This is a genomic window from Micrococcaceae bacterium Sec5.8 (genome assembly GCA_039636775.1).
In the GTDB taxonomy this organism is placed as follows: Bacteria; Actinomycetota; Actinomycetes; order Actinomycetales; family Micrococcaceae; genus Arthrobacter.
The window spans coordinates 2,484,407-2,504,336 of record CP143429.1 but is presented as its reverse complement, the minus strand read 5'-3'; the positions used below and the strand labels follow the sequence as shown (position 1 = coordinate 2,504,336).

Sequence of the window (19,930 nt, the reverse complement as noted above, 5' to 3'; positions counted from 1 at the left end):
CGAAATTGCAGGTTCCCCGCCGCCCTGGGATCGGCGCCCCGGCCACGGTCGACGCTTGAGGGCTCGATTTGTACAGACGGAAACTCTCGGGTAAAGTAATTACTCGTGCTGAGGCGCCGGGAGCGCGGGTTTAGACCCTCGAATCCAGCCCGAAAGTATCATTGGGATATGGTGTAATTGGCAACACTACGGTTTCTGGTACCGTCATTCTAGGTTCGAGTCCTGGTATCCCAGCTCTGAAAAATCCGCGGTACACCGCGGCTAATCAGGGGTTTAGGCCGGTTCGCCGGTTTGAACCACTTGCTGAGTGGATGAAATAATCACTGAGCGCGAATGGCAGAAATGCTGTTCTGGAGAGTACGCGGCCCCATCGTATAGCGGCCTAGTACGCTGCCCTCTCACGGCGGTAACGCGGGTTCGAATCCCGCTGGGGTCACAGATGAAACGGTCCCGGGCATCAGCCCGGGGCCGTTTTTCGTTGCCACGGGCACCGGTGGACGGATCTGGTGAGCCCAACACTGGCATGATTGTCCAGTGAGCTCCGACGAAACCACCAGCCAGGCAGTCGAACTGCTGGACGCCGTCTACCGTGATCTGGCGTCAAACGAACTGCCCCTGGCACTGCCCGGCGCCGATGAGGCCCGGCGCGACATCCGCAACGCCCTCGCCCAGCTTGAGGACTACATCCTGCCCCGATACCGCAGCCTGGACGCTCCGCTGCTTGCTGAGGTGGGGGGCTCCACCGGGGCCGGGAAATCGACCCTGGTGAACGGCCTCGTGGGACATGCGGTCACCCGGGCCGGTGCCATCCGGCCCACTACCCGCCAGCCCATCCTGCTCCACCACCCGGCTGACGGGCGCTGGTTCGAAGGCCAGCGGGTGCTCCCGGGCCTGAGCCGGATCCGCGGCACGGTGAACCGGGAGCCGCTGCCCGCCAGCCAGGCCGGCCCCACTCCGGACGCGGCGGCGATCACCTCGCTGGTGCTTGTTGCCGACGCCGCGGTGCCGGAAGGAATAGCGCTGCTGGACGCGCCCGACGTCGACTCGATCTCCGCCGATAACCGCAAGCTCGCGGGGCAACTGCTGGCGGCGGCTGACCTCTGGATCTTCGTCACCACCGCCAACCGCTATGCCGACGCCGTCCCCTGGCGGCTGCTGCTCGACGCGGCCTCCCGGGACATCACGGTGGCGGTGGTCCTGGACCGGGTCCCGGCGGCCGCCGAATCCGAGGTCAGTGCCGACCTGCAGTCCATGCTCAGCAGGCAAGGCCTTGGCGCGGCGCGCTTCTTCGTTGTCCCCGAAGCCGCCCTGGACAGCATGGGGATGCTGCCGGCCCCGGCCGTGGAACCGTTGCGGCTCTGGCTGCAGGAACTTGCCGCGGACGCCGCAGGGCGCGCCGACATCGCCAGGAGGACCCTCAACGGAACGGTCAAGGCGCTGGGGGAGCGGGTGGAGGCGGCGGCGAACGCCGCCGGGGCCCAGGAGCATGCCGCTGACGTCCTCGCCGGCGATGCCCGAGGCGCCTACGAGGACGCCGTCATCAGAATTCTCGAGGCCACCCGTGATGGTGCACTGCTGCGGGGTGAGGTCCTGGCCCGGTGGCAGGATTTTGTGGGCACGGGCGAGTTCTTCCGGGCCATGGAACAAAACATCGGCCGGTTCCGTGACCGGATGGGCGCGTTCTTCCGCGGCGAACCGGCACCGGCCGTACGGGTCGAGACGGCGATCGAGACCGGCCTGCAGGCCGTCATCATCGATGAGGCCGCCAACGCGGGCGACGATGCGGACGGACGCTGGCGCTCCGATCCGGCCGGCCGCCAACTGCTGGGCAACGACGAACTCTCCGGGACTTCCGACGGGTTCGCCGAGAAAGCCGCCGCCGAGATCAGAGCCTGGCAGGGGAGCCTGATGGAACTGATCCGGACCGAGGGGCAGGGCAAACGCACGCAGGCGCGCTGGCTGTCCTTCGGCATTAACGGCCTCGGCGCCGCCCTCATGATCGTGGTGTTCTCCATGACCGCCGGGTTGACCGGGCTGGAAGTCGGCGTTGCCGGAGGTACGGCCATTGCCGGCCAGCGGCTGCTCGAAGCGGTGTTCGGTGAGGACGCGGTCCGCCGTCTCGCCAAGACGGCACGCGAGGACCTCCACTTCCGCTGCCAGAACCTGCTTCAGCAAGAACAGCAGCGCTTTCTGGACCGGCTCGCACCTTCCATCGGGCTGGAACCGGCAGTGCTCGCCGGCCACGCCGCGGCCCTTCGCCGGCTGGCGGCCTCCGCATGAGCCGCCACGCCGCCGCCGTCGAAGCTACCCGGCTGGACCGCAGGCTCGACGCGCTGAACCAGGCACGGGAACTGGCCGCCGGGGCTCTCCCCGACGAGGACCTGGACGCCGTGCTCCAGGTCCTGGACCGGGCGGGCTCCCGGCGTTCCCTCTCAGCGGACCACACCGTCGTGGGCTTCTTCGGAGCGACAGGCAGCGGAAAATCCTCCCTCTTCAACGCTGTCAGCGGAGCGGAAATCGCCACGGCGGCCGCCCGCCGGCCCACCACCTCCGAGCCGCTGGCCGGCATCTGGGGAGCCGAGGGCAGCGACGAACTCCTGGACTGGCTGGAGGTCCGGAACCGGCATCACGCGAGTCCCGTACCGGGGCTCGCCGCTGAGGACACGGGCCTGATCCTCCTGGACCTGCCCGACTTTGACTCCACCCGCGCCGCCAACCGGGAGATTGTGGAACGGATGGTGGGGCTCGTGGATGTCCTGATCTGGGTCCTCGATCCACAGAAGTACGCCGACGCCGCAGTCCACAACGACTTCCTCACCCCGCTGGCCTCGCATGGCGCGGTCACGCTGGTGGTGCTGAACCAGATCGACCGCCTGCCGGACCGGGACGTCCCGGCCGTGCTGGAATCCCTGAAAGGCATCCTGGCCCGGGACGGGTTGGGCAAGGTCCAGGTCCTCGGCGCCTCCGCCGTCGTAGGAACCGGCGTTGGCAACGTGCGGGCCGCCATCCGGCAGGTGGCCACGCAGCGTCAGGCCCAGTCACAACGCCTCGGCGCAGACGTCAGCCGCGCCGCTGCACTGCTCGCCCAAGCCTCGGGAACGGGGGAGGCGGCCGGGGCCACGGCGGCCACGAGGTCCCGGCTGGCGGAGGAACTCGCTGTCGCGGCGAACGTCCCCGTGGTGGTGGACGCCGTCGTCCGGTCCTACCAGCTGGAGTCCACCCGCCGCACGGGCTGGCCCGTCACGCGCTGGCTGGTCCGCTTCCGCCCCGATCCGCTCCGCCGGTTGAACCTCCGCCGCGGGGGCGCCAGCCCGGCGGTGAACCGCACGTCGTTGCCGCCGGCAGGCGCCCCCGAGCGTGCCCGCACAGACGCTGCAGTGCGGGCCTTCGCCGACGCCGCCTCTGACGGCGCTCCTGGCCCTTGGCGCTCTGTCATCCGGGGCGCCGCCCGCGAGGGCCGGGAACAGCTGCCGGATGCGCTGGATCAGGCCGTCGCGTCCACTGAGCTGAAGGCCGGGAGCAAGGCATGGTGGTGGACGCCGTTCAATATCGTGCAATGGCTGGCGCTGCTGACAGCGTTTGGCGGCTTCGCCTGGCTGGGCGTGCTCGCGGGGCTGGGCTACTTTCAACTTCCTGTGCCCGAGGTTCCGCGCGAGCAGGGCTGGCCGCTGCCTACCATCATGATCGCCGGTGGGGCGCTGCTCGGAATTGCCCTTGCCCTCCTGGCGAAGTTCATCGCCGGCCTCGCAGCACGGGGTCGCGGCGCGACCGCCCGGAGACGGCTGAAGGCTGCCGTCGCTGCGGTGGCGGATGATCGGGTGGTGGAGCCCGTGGCGCTGGAGGTTTCCCGGCTGGCCTCGTTCAATAAGGCAATACAGGCCGCGGCGCGCTAAGCCTGTACGGCGTTCGCAGCTGCCGGTGAGCGTGCGGCCCCTCTGACCGGGCCGCCCACAGCTCGCTTCTATAGGGCAGCGGCTGCGTCGCGGACCTTGATCATGGTGCGCAGGTTGCGGGTGGTGGTGGAGGCCTTGTACTTCGGCTTTGACGAGAGCTTGCTGAACGGACTGTCCAGGGTGCCGCCTGCCGGCGCCAGCCAAGCCAGCGCCTCAGGTCCCAGCGCAGTGACCTGCGCGCCGTCGAGGGCACGGCCGGCCTCCAGGAGTTCGGCCAGAACGCCACTGTCCGAGCCGAGGGTGAGATAGGTATGGGTGGACGCGTCGTCGGCAGGGTAGGGGCACGCCGCCACCAGGTCACCCACCCGGTCCGCCGGCAGCACCACCACCCACGCGTCGTACCCGAAAACCTCCCGCAGGCACGCCTCGAATTCCTTCTTCACCCCGGCGGACGGCAGCCCGCTGGCGAGTACCACGTTGCCGCTCGCCAGGAGCGTCCTTACTTTCGAGAATGGACGGGATGCCAGAGCTTGCTTCAGGTCGGCCATTTTGATGGTGATGCCGCCCACGTTGACGCCGCGGAGGAACACTGCGTAACTGCTCATGCGGACAGCATAGGGCTAGTCGTTGGTCTTGCGCAGCGCCTCGGTCAGCACCCGGGCCGCGTTGCAGACCACTTCGGCGTGGAGCCTGCCGGGCTGGCGGGTGAGGCGTTCGATCGGGCCGGAGATGGACACTGCCGCGATCACCCGGCCGGACGGACCGCGCACCGGGGCCGAAACGGAGGCGACCCCCGGCTCGCGTTCGCCGAGGCTCTGGCCCCAGCCCCGGCGTCGGACACCGGCCAGCACGGTGGGGGTGAAACGGGCGGACTGCAGGCCCTCCAGAAGCCGGTCGTGGTCCTCCCACGCCAGCAGCACCTGGGCAGCGGAGCCGGCCTTCATGGACAACTGCGTGCCGACGGGAATGGTGTCGCGCAGGCCGATGGGCCGCTCGGCGGAGGCGACGCAGACGCGCCATTCACCCTGCCGCCGGAAAATCTGGGCGCTTTCCCCGGTGGCGTCGCGCAACTGCATCAGAACCGGCCCGGCGGAGGCGATCAGGCGGTCCTCGCCCGCGGCGGAGGCGAGCTCCACGAGGCGGCTGCCGAGCACGAATCTGCCTTGGATGTCGCGGCTGACCAGGCGATGGTGGACCAGTGCCAGGGCCAGCCGGTGCACGGTGGGCCTCGCCAGACCCGTGGCTGCCACCAGCTGCGCCAAGGTGGTGGGCCCGGCCTCGAGTGCATCAAGCACATGGGCCGCTTTATCGATGACACCGACGCCACTAGAATTGTCCATGTAATGATATTGCCGTCTCATTATCTGAGATGCAAGTCAACGCGCTGGCGCATGACGCGGGCGTGCTGATTCAGTGGAGAGAACAAGCCCGCAAGTACGGAACACCGCAGTGAAGGGAGATGGCCGTGGCAAAGACACTGGCCGAGAAAGTCTGGGACGCGCACGTGGTGCGCAAAGGCGATGGCGAAGGAGCCAACGCCCAGCCCGACCTTCTCTTCATCGACCTCCACCTGGTGCACGAGGTGACCTCGCCACAGGCCTTCGAGGGCCTCCGGCTCGCCGGGCGCCCACTGCGCCGGCCGGACCTCACCATCGCCACCGAGGACCACAACACTCCCACGCTGGACATCGACAAGCCAATCGCCGATCTCACCAGCCGCACGCAGATCCAGACCCTGCGCAACAACTGCCAGGAATTCGGCGTCCGGCTGCACTCGCTCGGGGACGCCGAGCAGGGAATCGTCCACGTGGTCGGGCCGCAGCTTGGCCTCACCCAGCCAGGCATGACCGTGGTCTGCGGCGACTCCCACACCTCCACCCACGGGGCCTTCGGTGCTTTGGCGATGGGCATCGGCACCTCCGAGGTGGAGCACGTCATGGCCACCCAGACGCTGTCCCTGAAGCCGTTCAAGACCATGGCCATCAACGTTGAGGGCACCCTGCGCCCCGGCGTATCAGCGAAGGACATCATCCTGGCGGTCATCGCCAAGATCGGCACCGGCGGCGGGCAGGGCTACGTGCTGGAATACCGCGGCTCCGCGATCCGGGCGCTGTCCATGGAAGCCCGGATGACCATCTGCAACATGTCCATCGAAGCCGGCGCCCGCGCCGGACTCGTTGCCCCGGACCAGACCACGTACGACTACATGTCCGGCCGCCCGCACGCACCGCAGGGCACCGAGTGGGATGCCGCCGTCGAGTACTGGAACACCCTGCGCACCGAGGACGACGCAACGTTCGACGTCGAGGTGGACCTCGACGCCGACACGCTGGAACCGTTCGTGACCTGGGGGACCAACCCCGGCCAGGGCGTGTCCCTTTCCGCCAAGGTGCCCTCACCTGAGGACTTCGGCGACGAGAACGCCAAGGCCGCCGCGGAACGGGCACTGCAGTACATGGGCCTGGAAGCCGGCACCCCCATGAAGGAAATCCGGGTGGACACCGTCTTCCTGGGCTCCTGCACCAACTCCCGGATGGAGGACCTCCGCGCGGCAGCGGACATCATCCGCGGCCGGGCCAAGGACCCCAACGTCCGGATGCTCGTGGTGCCCGGCTCCGCCCGCGTCCGGCTCGAGGCCGAAGCCGAAGGCCTGGACAAGGTCTTTAAGGACTTCGGCGCCGAATGGCGCTTCGCCGGCTGCTCAATGTGCCTGGGCATGAACCCGGACCAGCTGGAACCGGGGGAGCGCTGCGCCTCCACCTCGAACCGCAACTTCGAGGGCCGCCAGGGCAAGGGCGGGCGCACCCACCTGGTCTCCCCGGTGGTGGCCGCCGCCACGGCGGTGCGCGGCACCCTGAGCTCACCCTCGGACCTGGACCCCGCCCCGGCGTCCGCCGCGGTCCGGGCCGACGCAGCCTAGCCTCCGATCGTCTCCGATCCCCACAGCACCGAAGGATCCGCCATGGAAAAGTTCACCACCCACACCGGCGTCGGCGTCCCGCTGCGCCAAAGCAACGTCGACACGGACCAGATCATCCCGGCCGTCTACCTCAAGCGCATCACCCGCACCGGCTTCGAGGACGCCCTCTTCGCGGGCTGGCGGAAGGATCCGGCGTTCATCCTGAACCAGGAACCCTTCAACGCCGGCTCCGTGCTGGTGGCCGGTCCGGACTTTGGCACCGGCTCCTCGCGGGAGCACGCCGTCTGGGCACTGAAGGACTACGGCTTCAAGACCGTGCTGTCCTCCCGTTTCGCGGACATCTTTCGCGGCAACTCCGGCAAGCAGGGTCTCCTCGCCGCGGAACTGGCCCAGGACGACATCGAGCTCATCTGGAAGGAACTCGAAAACGCCCCCGGCACCGCCGTCACCGTGGACCTCGTGTCCAAGACCGTCCAGTGCGGCACCATCGTGGCCCCGTTCGAGATTGACGACTACACCCGCTGGCGGCTCCTCGAGGGCCTGGACGACATCGGCCTGACCCTCAAACACGAGGAAGACATCACCGCTTTCGAGGCCACCCGGCCCGCGTTCATGCCCAAAACACTGCCCGCCAGGCTGTCCTGAGGGTAGCTGATCTGAACTGGTCGCCGAGACAAGGTGCCGCCGTCGAGAAGGTTCGACGGCGGCACCTGTGCCTGAAGCTTCGTGCAAGCCGCTATCCCAGAGTCACCGGCTGACGCTTAGGGTTGCTGGTGAGGTCCGTGATGCGGTTGTATAGCCGGATTTCCGGCCGGTGACGCGCGCTGTCAAGGTCTTGCCTGCGTCGGTTGCTGTGGGCTTGTAGGTGACCGCGGTGGCACCGGTAATGGCAGTGCCGGAGCGGTACCACTGGTAGGAGAGACCGACGGGCGCCGGTGACCAGGTGCCCGAGGTCACGGTGAGTGTGGAACCGACCTTGGCGATACCCGTGATTTTGGGTGCTGGGGCCGACAGTGTTCCGGCGGCGATGGGCGCGGTTGCTGGTGAGGTCCGTGTTGTGGTGGTGTAGCCGGATTTCCGGCCGGTGACCCGCACTGTCAAAGTCGTGCCTGTGTCGGTCGCTGTGGGTTTGTAAGTGACCGAGGTGGCACCGGTAATGGCAGTGCCAGAGCGGTACCACTGGTAGGAGAGACCGACGGGCACCGGTGACCAGGTCCCAGGGGCCACGGTGAGTGTGGAACCGACCTTGGTGATACCCGTGATTTTGGGTGCTGGGGCCGCTGTCAATGTCGACTTATCCGGAACCGCGGTGACGTTGATGGTGGCGAGGTCCTGGAAGTTGGTGGATGAGTTTCCGAGTGTGTCGCTGAGTGGGTAGAGGGTGACGTTCCAGGTGCCGGTGGCAGCGCCTTGGGGGATGGTCATGGTCCGTTCCCAGATGCCGTCTTTGGGGGTGCCGGCGACGAGGCTCATGCGGCCAAAGCCGTAGCTTTGTCCGGTGAGGTCGTGGCCGAGGGTTACGACGGGGGCGCTGGTTCCGGTCTGGTCCGTGAGTCGGAGGGATACCTTGATGTTGGCCGGTCCGGTTGCGATGTTGAGAGTTGTTGGCGTCACTTTGGGGCTGAAGAGAACTGGCCCCGACACATCCGAAGCTGGTCCGGTGACGTTGATGGTGGCGAGGTCCTGGAAGTTGGTGGATGAGTTTCCGAGTGTGTCGCTGAGTGGGTAGAGGGTGACGTTCCAGGTGCCGGTGGCAGCGCCTTGGGGGATGGTCATGGTCCGTTCCCAGATGCCGTCTTTGGGGGTGCCGGCGATGAGGCTCATGCGGCCAAAGCCGTAGCTTTGTCCGGTGAGGTCGTGGCCGAGGGTTACGACGGGGGCGCTGGTTCCGGTCTGGTCCGTGAGTCGGAGGGATACCTTGATGTTGGCCGGTCCGGTTGCGATGTTGAGAGTTGTTGGCGTCACTTTGGGGCTGAAGAGAACTGGCCCCGACACATCTGAAGCGGCCGAGGCCGTTGGCGCCGTTGCTAACGAGAGGACAGCAGCGATGGCGAGAGAAGTTGCCATTGCTGTGCGGAATAGTTTAGATCTAGCGTTCACGAAATTAAAGACCCCCGGGTGTAGTGCGGCTTGAGACCACCGCCAAGTGTGCATCCGCAAGAGCGGACTTCGTGATCGTAGCGGACGGTCGAGCTCTAACGTCTCCGGCTGCACACGCGCCGTCAACCGAGGCGCACAGCCGTGCCGTATTTCAGATCGGTAACGCAAGCTCCTATGCTTAGCAGGTGCCTTGGTAAGGATTTGGGGGCAAGTGATCGTGAGGAAACCGGTATATGAGTAGTGTTCTGACAATCCGCGGAGGCGTCCCGCTAACTGGCCGCGTCACCGTGCGTGGGGCCAAGAATCTTGTCCCTAAAGCTATGGTGGCTGCCCTGCTGGGTAATGAGCCGTCCGTGTTGCGCAACGTTCCCGAAATCAAGGACGTCGAGGTTGTCACCAGCCTGCTTCAACTCCACGGCGTGACGGTTGAGAAGGACCCCGTCACCGGGGATCTGACCCTCGATCCCACCAACGCCAAGACCGCCTCCCACACGGCGATCGACGCACACGCCGGTGATTCCCGCATCCCGATCCTGCTGTGCGGTCCCTTGATCCATGCGATCGGCGAGGCGTTTATCCCGGACTTGGGCGGCTGCAAGATCGGCGACCGGCCCATCGACTACCACCTGAACGTGCTGCGGCAGTTCGGTGCCGTTGTCGAAAAGCGTCCCGGCGGCATCCACATCTCCGCACCCGACGGGCTCAAGGGTGCCAAAATCTCCCTGCCCTACCCCTCTGTCGGAGCCACCGAACAGGTCCTGCTGAGCGCCACGCGGGCCGAGGGCATCACCGAGCTCTCCGGTGCGGCCACCGAGCCGGAGATCGTTGACCTCATTGCGGTGTTGCAGAAAATGGGCGCCATCATCAGCGTCCAGACTGACCGCACCATCCGGATCGAGGGCGTCCCGGATCTCGGCGGCTACAACCACCGTGCGCTGTCGGACCGCAACGAATCAGCGTCCTGGGCATCCGCCGCCCTCGTCACCCGCGGCGACATCTTCGTTGAGGGCGCCACCCAGCGCGACATGATGACTTTCCTGAACACCTACCGCAAGGTGGGCGGCGGGATGGACATCGGCGACGATGGCATCCGTTTCTATCACAAGGGCGGCAAGCTCAACCCGCTGGTCTTGGAGACGGACGTGCACCCCGGTTTCATGACCGACTGGCAGCAGCCGCTCATTGTGGCCCTGACCCAGGCCGACGGCGTGTCGATCGTGCACGAAACCGTGTATGAGAACCGCTTCGGCTTCACGGAGGCGCTGATCCGGATGGGCGCCAACATCCAGGTCCACCGCGAATGCCTCGGCAGTGTCCCCTGCCGTTTCGGGCAGCGCAACTTTCTGCATTCAGCCGTGATTTCCGGTCCCACCCAACTGACCGGCACCGACATCGACGTGCCGGACCTCCGCGGCGGGTTCAGCCACTTGATCGCTGCCCTCGCCGCCAACGGCACCTCGCGCGTTACCGGAATCGACATCATTAACCGCGGCTACGAGCGCTTCACGGAAAAGCTCGCCGGCCTTGGCGCCGATTTCGACATCACCACGGAAAAGTAGCGGGGAGCACGTGAAAGAAACGGCCAAAAGCCACATCACCTTTGTGGTGGTGGCCGGAATCGTCCGGCCCGCGATGAACCTCCTCATGCGCAAGCAGTGGATCGGACTTGAGAAACTGCCCGACGGCGGGTTCATCGCGGCGCCCAACCACTGCACCGAGATAGATCCCCTGGTGGTGGGCCACATGCTGTACAACCAGCAACGGATGCCACACTTCCTTGCCAAGGCAGGGCTGTTCAAAGTCCCCGTCTTGGGATTCGTGCTCCGCGCCACCAAACAGATCCCGGTGGAACGCTCGTCAGCGGGCGCAAACCGCTCGCTTCAGATTGCCAAAGTGGTAGTGAATGGGGGCGGCGCCATCATCATCTATCCCGAGGGCACCCTCACCCGGGACCCTGAGCTGTGGCCCATGAAAGGCCACACCGGGGCCGCGCGCATGGCGCTGGAAAGCGGAATCCCCGTGGTCCCGATGGCCCACTGGGGAGCCCACGAGGTCTTGCCCCGCTACGCCAAGCGCTTCCACGTCTTCCCACGGAAAACCTCACGTTTGGTGGTCGGCGACCCCGTCGACCTCAGCGCCTTCGCCGGACGGCCGTTGGATAAAGCCACCCTCAGCGAAGCAACCCACGTGATCATGGACGCCATCACCGAACTCCTGGCCACCCTTCGCGGCGGGCAGCCTCCACTGGTCCGCTGGGACCCGTCGGCCCACAACCAATCCACGCATGGCCGCATCATCGATCAGGGCGGCACTACGGGTGCGAAGAACGGCGGTTCCGCAGCCGGCGGTTCCGACGCCGGGGCGGCCGCGGGCGCGGACGGCACCGAGTGACGGCGGACATCCGGGTGACGGGATCGGCCACCCGGGTAGCCGTGCTCGGAGCCGGCTCCTGGGGAACCACGTTCGCAAAGATCCTCGCCGACGCGGCCACAGCCTCCGGCGTCGAACGTGACATCCGGCTCTGGGGCCGGCGCGCCGAAGTTGTCGAGCAGATCAACGTGAAACACCGGAACGAGCAGTACCTCAAAGACATTGCCCTTCCGCCCACCATCAGCGCGTCCACCAACGTCGCGGAGGTCCTCGCCGGTGCGGATCTTGTGGTGCTGGCCGTACCCGCTCAAACGCTGCGCCCGCAATTGCGCGAGTGGAAAGGCTTCGTGGAGCCTGGGGCGCTGGTGGTCTCTTTGATGAAGGGGCTTGAACTGCACTCCGACGCCCGGATGAGCGAAGCAATCTGCGAAGAGCTGGGGATCCCGGCCGAGCAGGTGGCCGTCGTCTCCGGTCCCAACCTCGCCATGGAAATCGCGCGGGAAGAGCCCACCGCCTCCGTGGTGGCCTGCGCCGACTCCGGGGCGGCGGGCTGGGTAGCACGGAGTTGCACCGCGCCGTACTTTCGCCCCTACACGACCTCCGACGTCGTCGGCGTCGAAATCGGCGGGATCGTCAAGAACATCATCGCCCTGGCCGTAGGCATCTGCGAAGGCAAGCAAATGGGCGACAACACCAAGGCCTCGGTCATCACCCGCGGACTTGCCGAGACCTCACGGCTGTCACTGGCCCTCGGCGGCGACGCCCGGACCATGGCGGGGCTGGCAGGCCTGGGCGACCTCGTGGCCACCTGCTCCTCGCCGCTGTCCCGGAACCACACCGCCGGACGGCTGCTCGGCAAGGGCCTGACCCTCGAGGAGGTCACGGCCGAAATGACCCAGACGGCCGAGGGCATCAAGTCCGCCCAGGCCGTCAATGAGCTGGCCGGTAAGCTGGGCGTCGAGATGCCCATCACCGCTGCGGTGGTGGCCGTGTTGGCCGGAAAACTGTCCGTTGATGAACTGGGGCCGCTGCTGCTGTCCCGTGACCTGAAACCGGAAGGCGATCACTGAGTGTCTGAAGAAATCGTGAGCACAGCGGGCCCGAGCCGCCGACGCCGGCCGCGTGTGGCAGTGCTGTTTGGCGGCCGTTCCAGCGAACACGCTGTCAGCTGCGTAACGGCGGCCGGGGTATTGGGCGCCATCGACCAGACGAAGTACGAGGTAATTCCGATCGGGATTGCCAAAACCGGCCAATGGGTCCTGGCCTCCGGAGACACCCAGGAATGGTCACTGTCGGCGACGTCGTTGCCCGAGGTCGCGTCCTCGACGCAGACCGTGGCGCTGACCGAGATCGGCGGTGAACACCAGCTGATCGTCGCGTCGCCCAATACCGTTCCGCAGGAGCTGGGCACGGTTGATGTGGTGTTCCCGCTGCTGCACGGCCCGTTCGGCGAGGACGGCACCATCCAGGGCTTCCTGGAACTTTCCGACACCCGGTACGTAGGCGCCGGGGTGTTGGCGTCCGCTGTCGGTATGGACAAGCACTTCATGAAGGTGGTCTTCGAGTCCGCCGGCCTGCAGGTGGGGCCGTATATTGCCGTCACCGACCGGCAGTGGCGCAATGACCCGGAGACCGTACGCAAGCGCGTGGACCAGCTCGGTTTCCCGGTCTTCGTCAAGCCCGCCCGGGCAGGGTCCTCCATGGGCATCTCCAAGGTGGACACGCTCGAGGGGCTGGACGCAGCGATAGAGGCCGCCCGCGAACACGACCCGAAGCTGGTGATCGAGGCCGGCATCGTGGGCCGCGAGATTGAGTGCGCTGTGCTGGAGGGCCGGGGGACCGATGCTCCCCGCACGTCCATGCCCGGTGAAATTTCTGTGGCCGGCGGCGGCCACGACTTTTACGACTTCAACGCCAAGTACGTCGACGACGCCGCGGCCCTCAGCTGCCCGGCGGACCTTCCGGACGAGGCCATCGCGAGGGTCCGCGAGCTGGCAGCGGTCGCGTTCGACGCCGTCGGCGCCGAAGGCCTGAGCAGGGTGGACTTCTTCTACACACCCGAGGGTGCGCTGATCATTAACGAGATTAACACCATGCCCGGGTTCACGCCCAAAAGCATGTACCCGCAGATGTGGCAGGCATCCGGTGTGGGCTACGCCGAGCTGATCGACGAGCTCATCCACCTGGCGCTGCACCGCAGGACCGGCCTGCGCTAACCGCTACTGGCCCGGCGGGACGCTCTGCAGGTCAGCCTGGCCCACGCAGTTCCGCGCGGCCGGCACCTTGGCGGCAGCCGCCGCTAGGTCGGCGAGGACGGTGGCCGAACTGATCTTGTCCGGGTCCATGAGAATTTCGGTGGCAGGTTCGCGGCCGAACGTGGTCAGCGTCCACACCGGGTCGCCTTCCTTGATGACCCAGTCGACGCCGTTGACGCTGACGCAGCGGTCCGTCGTGGGCCCGGGAACGTTGACCCCGCAGCGCAGGATAACCAGCGACGGATCGCCCCAGGCCGCCGTCGCCTGGCTGTTCGTTTTGCGCAGCTTCGACTCGCCAATCGCATCCGGCAGCGCCACCATCATGGGCGCGCACGCGGCATTCGCGGCGTCCTTGGCCGGGGCGACGTCGACCACGGGAGCGCAGGCGCTCAGCAGGATTCCGGTAGCCGCCGCCGTGGCCAGAATGCGGAACGAACGGGCGGGTGCCGGGAAACGGGAGCGCTGCATCCTTCAACCCTATCCCGGTGTGCGGCCGCCATTCACAAGCCGAAGAGGCGTCCGTGGCATACTTGGCCGAGCCGTTTATGTCCACCGTGGTTAGAGTTGGGAAGCAACACATGGTCTCTGTCGTCGAAAATCGGACTCCTCCCGAGGAGCCACTGGGAACCGGGACAAAGAAGAAGAAAACTGCCCGCAACGTGCTCCTGGGTTTCGTAGCTGTTTTTCTCGTGGTGGCACTAGGCGCCGGCGTCTACGCCGTCAACCTGGCCAACAGTTTCAACTCCAAGTCGCAGAAGATTGAACAGGCGTTCCCAGCCGAGACTGCACGGCCCGCAAAAGTGGAGGCCGGTGCCACCAACTTTCTGCTCCTGGGGAGCGACAGCCGCGCCGCAGCGCTGGGGTCAGCCGAGGCCGGCGACTCGTCGGACCAGCGTTCAGACACCATGATGTGGGTTCACATCCCCAAGGACCACAAGAACATTTACATGATGTCCATCATGCGCGATACGTGGGTGCAGATCCCCGGACGTGGCGAGGCAAAGATGAATGCTGCCATGGCGTTGGGCGGCATTCCTCTGGTGGTTCAGACGCTGGAAGGAATGTTCGGCACCAGGCTCGACCACGTGGCGGTCATCGACTTCGAAGGCTTCAAGGCCATGACGGATGCCCTGGGCGGGGTCAACGTGAACGTGCCCGTGGCCTTCAATACCAAACAGTTCTCTTTCGCCGAGGGTAAGCAGCAGCTGAGCGGAGAACAGGCACTCGCGTTCGTGCGGGAACGCAAAGCATTCAGCGACGGCGACTACCAGCGCGTCAAGAATCAGCAGCTCTTCCTAAAAGCCCTCATGACCAAATTCCTCACCGCTGAGACGCTGACCAACCCCGGTAGAATCAGCAGCCTGGTGGATACGGTCTCGCCGTACATCAGTGCCGATAAGTCCCTTGACGCCGCTGCTGCCGGTTCCCTGGCCATCGGGCTTCGGGATGTCCGCGGCTCCGACGTCGTCAGCTTTACTTTGCCCACCCTGGGTGTTGGTACCTCCAATGACGGCCAGTCGATTGTCCTCCGTGACGACGCGGCAATCAAGAATATCGGGAAGGCCCTGACCGAGAATTCATTGGGTTCCTATGTGCAGGACGCCGGACTAGCAAAGTAGGGCCCGGGTGGCGGAGCGGGCAAGGATTTCCCTCAGTATCGGTGGTTCCGAGCGTCGCGCCCGGCGGAACAGGTATGATTACACGTTGGCGTTACTATCTCCTAGCGGCGCCTCATCAAGGTTCGACGACGAACACCGCAACGTAACGAACTGGAACGGCCTGGGGGAGCACTTGGATACATCGCAAAGGGAATTTCCCCGTCGCTTGTCGGCGACTGGCTTCGTACCTACGTCCGCAGTGGCGGCCGCCTTCGTTCTCGCCCTCACTCTGGGAGCGCCGGCGGCCTACGCTGAGGACAACACCTCTCCTGACGCGGGTCCGGTGGTCGTTGCACCGACCGCCACCGAATCGCCGACTGCTACTCCTGTTCCGTCAGATCCCGCACCGATACCGACGGATACGACGCCAGCTCAGCCTCCCGCGCCGGAGCCGTCTGTCCCCAGCATTCCTGTACCCCCGCCAGCCCCCGAAGTTCCTCCTGCAATAGTCGTAGTCCCACCCGTTGTGGTGGACCCCGTTCCCGTGCCGGTGGTGCCAGTACCCACCACGGCAGCACCGGTCGTCCCTGCACTTCCGGAGCCGACGCAGGAAGCACCAGAGCCTTCCCCAGAGCCGACGACGGAACCAACGTCAACCCCGTCGCCGACCGCCACACCCACCAAGCCGTCCGCAACGCGCCCGACGGCGTCCACGGCAGCCCCCAAGGCGGGCAATGGAATTCCGACCGAGGCAGTGGCCGCGACGGGCAGCCCCTTCATTGTCCAGTTGCTTACAGTGCTTGCGCTGCTTGGCGCGGGCTTTGCGTACTTCCGAGCCCTTGGCTCCAAGGGGACCCGCCCTGCTTCCAGGTCCGGGAAATAGGCCGGCATGCCGCGTCTTCAGACTGCCAGCACTACAGAGGCAGGCGGGGAAGCCCAGCTTCGACCTGTCCGGGTGACCCTGCTTGCCCACTCTTACTGGCCGGAGAACAGCCCTCCCCAGCGCCGCTGGACCGCGTTGCTTCGCGAGTTCTGCGCCTCGGGCTGGGAGTTCGATGTGGTCACGCCCGTGGCGCACTTTCCCGTAGGCCGGCGGGAGCTTCCTCGCGACCAGGCCGGACATGCCTTTCGAAGGCAGGAAGGGCAATTCACCGAGCTGATCCGACGGGTCCCGTACTTGCCCCACGGGAACTCGCACCTCGCCAGATTGCTGGACCAGTGCTTCTCCGCGGCTATGTCGGTTCCGCTCGGTCTCCTGACGCGCCGGCCGGACGTGGTGATCGCGACGGCACCCAGCCTCCCGATCCTTGCCGCCGGGTATCTTCTCGCCCGGTTGCGGCGCGTTCCCCTGATCGTGGAAATGCGCGACGCCTGGCCGGACCTTGCCCGAGACTCCCGCATGGTGCGCGGCCGGGTAAAGAGCATCGTGGAACGGGCCGTGGAGTTCGTCCAGAAACGCGCGGATCTCGTGGTGACCGTGACGGAGGGCTTTGCCGACACCCTGCGGACGCGGGGACTGAAGAATGTATCCACTGTGAGCAACGGCCTTCACGTTGACACCATCCCCTTCCTGGTTTCCCCGGAGCCGGAACGGGATGTATTCGAAGCGCTCTATCTCGGGAACCACGGCGAAAGCCAACGGCTGGACGTGGTGATTCGGGCCAGCGCCTTGGTAGGAGATGCCATGCACCTGCATCTCGTGGGCCATGGCACCCAGAGCCCTGCTCTCAAGAAACTCGCTGCTGAACTGAAAGCGCCCGTGACGTTCCATCCGTCCATGCATGGCCAGGACGTAATGGACCGCTATGCCTCCGCGGACACCTGCATTGTTTCGCTGCGCGATGACTGGAAGTCGTTTGAGACCACCATTCCGTCCAAAACGTACGAAGTCCTGGCCATCGGCCGTCACATAACTGCCGTCGTCAAGGGTGAGGCCGCACGCATTGTTGAAGACGCCGAGGCCGGGGACATCGTGCCCAGCAGTCCAGAGGCAGTCGCCCAGCTCTGGCGCGAATTGGCCGCAGACCGTTCGCGGCTGGTCCGTGACGGAACCAGCCGGCAGTGGGTCAAGGAGCACGCCGATTACTCGCTGCTTGCGGAACGCTACATGGGGCAAATCGAGGAGCTGCTCAGCCGGAAGCCGGTCTCTCCCCGATGATTCAGTTTTTTCGGAACATCAGCTTGGCTTCAGGCGTGGCAAGCAGCCACCTGACTGACGACCCTTTGTTGCTGCTCCTGCAGTTCAGCCGCAGATTTCCGACGCGGCTGGTACGCCAGCTCTCCGTGGCAGTTCTACGTCTCACGCCCCGGCGCTCCGCGGCCCTCCCGAGCCTCATTGCGTGCCTGGTAACAGGGGACCACGCTGAACTGCAGCGACGACTCCAACTGGCAGCCGACGCAAACGTCGTGGGCGAGCGAGCCTTGCGGCTCGCCGACGTGGCCCTCGCCGCCCACCTGCCCGCCGAGGCTGACAACTTCCTGGCCCGTGTGGAAGGGACACCTGGCCTTGCCCGGGTCCGCGCGCGGCGATTCTGGTACGACGGCGCCGTGAGCGACGCCGTCGCGGTCCTGCCAGATAACGCTCCTGCCGGCCGCGGGCAACGTGCCAGGCTGGCGGCTGAACTTACCGTCTTGTCTGGTGCAACACCCATGCTCGAGCCCAGAAGCTACAATGCCGTACCCGGCCGCGTCCTGCACCTGTTGACCAATTCTTTGCCGCACACCTCAAGCGGCTATGCTCAGCGGTCCCATTCCATCCTCATGGCGCAACAAGCTGCCGGCTGGGAGGTCCTCGCCGTGACCAGACTTGGCTATCCGGTCCAGGTGGGTAAAATCCTCGCCAGGTCCATCGACGTGGTGGACGGGATCCGCTATCGGCGGCTTCTACCGCACCGACTGGCCGCAACCCTCGACGCGCGGCTGCAGCAGCAAGCCGAGCAATTGTTGGACTTGGTCCTGGAGTTCAAGCCCAGCGTCCTGCATACCACCACGCACTACGTGAACGCCGTAACGGTCCGCGCCGTGGCTCAGGCTGTCGGCATCCCCTGGGTGTACGAGGTGCGCGGGCAACTAGCTGACACCTGGGCATCAACACGGGGAAAGGCGGCAAGGGAGAGCGAACGGTACCGGCTTTTCCAGGAACGCGAGGCCGAGGTAATGCAGGACGCGGACCTGGTGGTGACGTTGGGAACGGCGATGAAGGCCAACATCGTTGCGGCTGGCATCCCGGCGGCAAAGGTACTGATAGCCCCCAATGCCGTGGGCGGCGGCTACCTCGGAGAGCCGCTGGATACGGTCAGCGCGCGGCGTGAGCTTGGGCTCAACGAAAGCGGACAATACATCGGCACGGTTAGTAGTTTGGTAGCCTATGAAGGCCTCGAGTATCTCATAGAGGCCTTCATACTGTTGGCCCCCCGTTTTCCGGATCTCAAATTACTCATAGTGGGAGATGGGCTATCCAGGTCGGCGCTGGAGGGGCTAGCCCTCGAGTCGGGCTTCGGTGAACGGATCATCTTCTCGGGGAGGGTGGACCGAGAGCAGGCAGTGCGCTACCACCAGGCTCTGGATGTTTTTGTAGTGCCTCGTCAGGATCTCGAAGTGACGAGGTCTGTGACGCCCCTCAAACCGGTGGAGGCAATGGCATGTGCCCGCCCGGTGGTGGCAAGCAGGCTGCCCGCTCTGGCGGAGATTGTAGAAGACGGCGTAACTGGGTGCCTGGCTAAGGCCGGTGATCCGGGAGCGTTGGCGGAAGCAATCGAGGAGTTGTTGTCGAATCCACCGCTGGCACAGGAAATGGGGGCGGCAGGCAGGACTCGAGTGTTACGGGAAAGAACATGGGCCGCCAACGTGGTTGCGCTGGCAGCAGAGCTGGAAAAGCTGGGAGTATTTATCTGATGAGCATCAAGGAACAGCCCGAGGCTTCTGTTGTCTCTGTGCCCGTCAACCTCGCCAAGCTCACCAAGGTCGGTCAGCGTCCGGGCCTGCTTGACTATCTTGTACAGCTCTGGGACCGTCGCAGTTTCATTTTCTTCGATGCTCGGGCACGGGTACAAAGCGGCCACGACAAGACGAACCTCGGTATCGCGTGGCTGGTCCTGACCCCGGCGCTGAGCGGCTTGAGTTTTTACCTGATATTTGGGCTGCTCTTGAATACGAGCAAAGGTATTGAAAACTTTATCGGATACCTGATCATTGGTGTATTCACGTTCCAGATGACCACACGATCAGTCCTCGGCGGGGCGAAATCACTCACTAGCAATTCATCCATGATCCGGGCGTTTCGATTTCCTCGTGCAGCACTGCCCATTGCCCTTAACGTGCGCGAGTTGCTGTCCAACGTGCCCGTGACCATTGTGATGCTGCTTTTTATCATTTTTACGCCACCTGCTGAGGTGATCTCCTGGCGCTGGTTCTTGATAATTCCAGCGATCTTTTTGCAGTTCTTGTTCAATATGGGCATCGGTATGCTGCTCGCTCCACTCATTTTGAAATTCCCGGATCTGGGGATGTTGCTCTCCTTTGTCATGCGTCTCTGGATGTACGCCTCCGCAGTGTTCTTTTCGGAGCAGCGCTTCGATAACTACCCCGTGCTCCGCACGATCATGGACTTCAATCCGGTGTTCTTAGTTATCAAGATCATGCGGGACTCGGTTCTTTACGACACCACCCCGTCCTGGCGGAGCTGGGCCGTGCTGTCGCTCTGGGCGCTGGCCTCCGTCGCAGCAGGCCTGGTTGTTTTCTGGCGAGGAGAGGAGCGTTATGGCCGAGTCTGGGATGAGTGACCTGACAGCGCCC

Annotated in this window: 16 protein-coding genes and 2 tRNA genes; 14 read left to right on the top strand and 4 right to left on the bottom strand. The window is 65.3% G+C overall.

Translation table 11 applies throughout. The features are described from left to right. Positions 1–162: 162 nt before the first annotated feature. From VUN84_11510 to VUN84_11495, 4 genes are all read left to right on the top strand, one after another. Positions 163–234, top strand: a tRNA-Gln gene (locus VUN84_11510). Positions 235–363: 129 nt separating this feature from the next. Beyond that, positions 364–436, top strand: a tRNA-Glu gene (locus VUN84_11505). 98 nt (positions 437–534) lie between these two features. Then, positions 535–2,280 carry a dynamin family protein gene (locus VUN84_11500; protein XAS62945.1) on the top strand — a complete coding sequence of 582 codons (1,746 nt, stop codon included), beginning with the start codon at positions 535–537 and terminating at the stop codon, positions 2,278–2,280. Beyond that, complete coding sequence (locus VUN84_11495; protein XAS62944.1) at positions 2,277–3,893, top strand: GTPase; 1,617 nt, start codon at positions 2,277–2,279, stop codon at positions 3,891–3,893. Before VUN84_11500 ends, VUN84_11495 begins: the two co-directional genes overlap by 4 nt. Positions 3,894–3,961: 68 nt before the next feature. On the opposite strand, the gene VUN84_11490 is transcribed toward VUN84_11495, so the two are convergent. Next, positions 3,962–4,498, bottom strand: coding sequence for a DUF1697 domain-containing protein (locus VUN84_11490; protein ID XAS62943.1), 537 nt, complete (start codon positions 4,496–4,498; stop codon positions 3,962–3,964). A 15-nt stretch (positions 4,499–4,513) separates the two neighbouring features. Further along, positions 4,514–5,233 (bottom strand): IclR family transcriptional regulator, encoded by a 720-nt coding sequence (locus tag VUN84_11485; protein ID XAS62942.1) that lies wholly within the window; start codon positions 5,231–5,233, stop codon positions 4,514–4,516. Positions 5,234–5,358: 125 nt separating this feature from the next. Between VUN84_11485 and leuC the strand changes: the two genes are divergently transcribed. Beyond that, positions 5,359–6,813: a 3-isopropylmalate dehydratase large subunit gene (gene leuC / locus VUN84_11480; protein XAS62941.1), complete on the top strand. Its 1,455-nt coding sequence runs from the start codon at positions 5,359–5,361 to the stop codon at positions 6,811–6,813. A 42-nt stretch (positions 6,814–6,855) separates the two neighbouring features. Then, positions 6,856–7,458, top strand: coding sequence for a 3-isopropylmalate dehydratase small subunit (gene leuD / locus VUN84_11475; protein XAS62940.1), 603 nt, complete (start codon positions 6,856–6,858; stop codon positions 7,456–7,458). A 102-nt stretch (positions 7,459–7,560) separates the two neighbouring features. Here leuD and VUN84_11470 read toward each other — a convergent pair whose 3' ends face one another. Continuing rightward, positions 7,561–8,778 carry a hypothetical protein gene (locus tag VUN84_11470; protein XAS62939.1) on the bottom strand — a complete coding sequence of 406 codons (1,218 nt, stop codon included), beginning with the start codon at positions 8,776–8,778 and terminating at the stop codon, positions 7,561–7,563. Positions 8,779–9,146: 368 nt separating this feature from the next. Between VUN84_11470 and murA the strand changes: the two genes are divergently transcribed. Genes murA through VUN84_11450 form a run of 4 tightly spaced genes read left to right on the top strand, consistent with a single transcriptional unit; the run spans position 9,147 to position 13,499 of the window. Further along, positions 9,147–10,472, top strand: coding sequence for a UDP-N-acetylglucosamine 1-carboxyvinyltransferase (murA, locus tag VUN84_11465; protein ID XAS62938.1), 1,326 nt, complete (start codon positions 9,147–9,149; stop codon positions 10,470–10,472). Between the two features lie 10 nt (positions 10,473–10,482). Beyond that, positions 10,483–11,304 carry a lysophospholipid acyltransferase family protein gene (locus VUN84_11460; GenBank protein ID XAS62937.1) on the top strand — a complete coding sequence of 274 codons (822 nt, stop codon included), beginning with the start codon at positions 10,483–10,485 and terminating at the stop codon, positions 11,302–11,304. Then, positions 11,301–12,353 (top strand): NAD(P)H-dependent glycerol-3-phosphate dehydrogenase, encoded by a 1,053-nt coding sequence (locus VUN84_11455; protein XAS62936.1) that lies wholly within the window; start codon positions 11,301–11,303, stop codon positions 12,351–12,353. The genes VUN84_11460 and VUN84_11455 overlap by 4 nt, the downstream gene beginning before the upstream one ends. Then, complete coding sequence (locus VUN84_11450) at positions 12,354–13,499, top strand: D-alanine--D-alanine ligase family protein (GenBank protein ID XAS62935.1); 1,146 nt, start codon at positions 12,354–12,356, stop codon at positions 13,497–13,499. Between the two features lie 3 nt (positions 13,500–13,502). Here the strand turns inward: VUN84_11450 and VUN84_11445 are convergent, their stop codons facing one another. Continuing rightward, positions 13,503–14,006: a DUF3515 family protein gene (locus VUN84_11445; GenBank protein ID XAS62934.1), complete on the bottom strand. Its 504-nt coding sequence runs from the start codon at positions 14,004–14,006 to the stop codon at positions 13,503–13,505. A 110-nt stretch (positions 14,007–14,116) separates the two neighbouring features. Here VUN84_11445 and VUN84_11440 point away from each other — a divergent pair, with 110 nt between their 5' ends. The 4 genes from VUN84_11440 (at position 14,117) to VUN84_11425 (ending at position 19,917) form a co-directional block, all read left to right on the top strand. Further along, entirely contained in the window at positions 14,117–15,157 is a 1,041-nt protein-coding gene (locus VUN84_11440; protein XAS62933.1) for an LCP family protein, read from the top strand. 868 nt (positions 15,158–16,025) lie between these two features. Continuing rightward, positions 16,026–17,294: a glycosyltransferase family 4 protein gene (locus VUN84_11435; protein ID XAS62932.1), complete on the top strand. Its 1,269-nt coding sequence runs from the start codon at positions 16,026–16,028 to the stop codon at positions 17,292–17,294. 35 nt (positions 17,295–17,329) lie between these two features. Further along, on the top strand, positions 17,330–19,030 hold the full coding sequence (locus VUN84_11430) for a glycosyltransferase family 4 protein (protein ID XAS62931.1): 1,701 nt from the start codon (positions 17,330–17,332) through the stop codon (positions 19,028–19,030). Then, a complete protein-coding gene (locus VUN84_11425; protein XAS62930.1) occupies positions 19,030–19,917 on the top strand; it encodes an ABC transporter permease in 888 nt (295 codons plus the stop codon). The genes VUN84_11430 and VUN84_11425 overlap by 1 nt, the downstream gene beginning before the upstream one ends. Positions 19,918–19,930 lie beyond the last annotated feature (13 nt).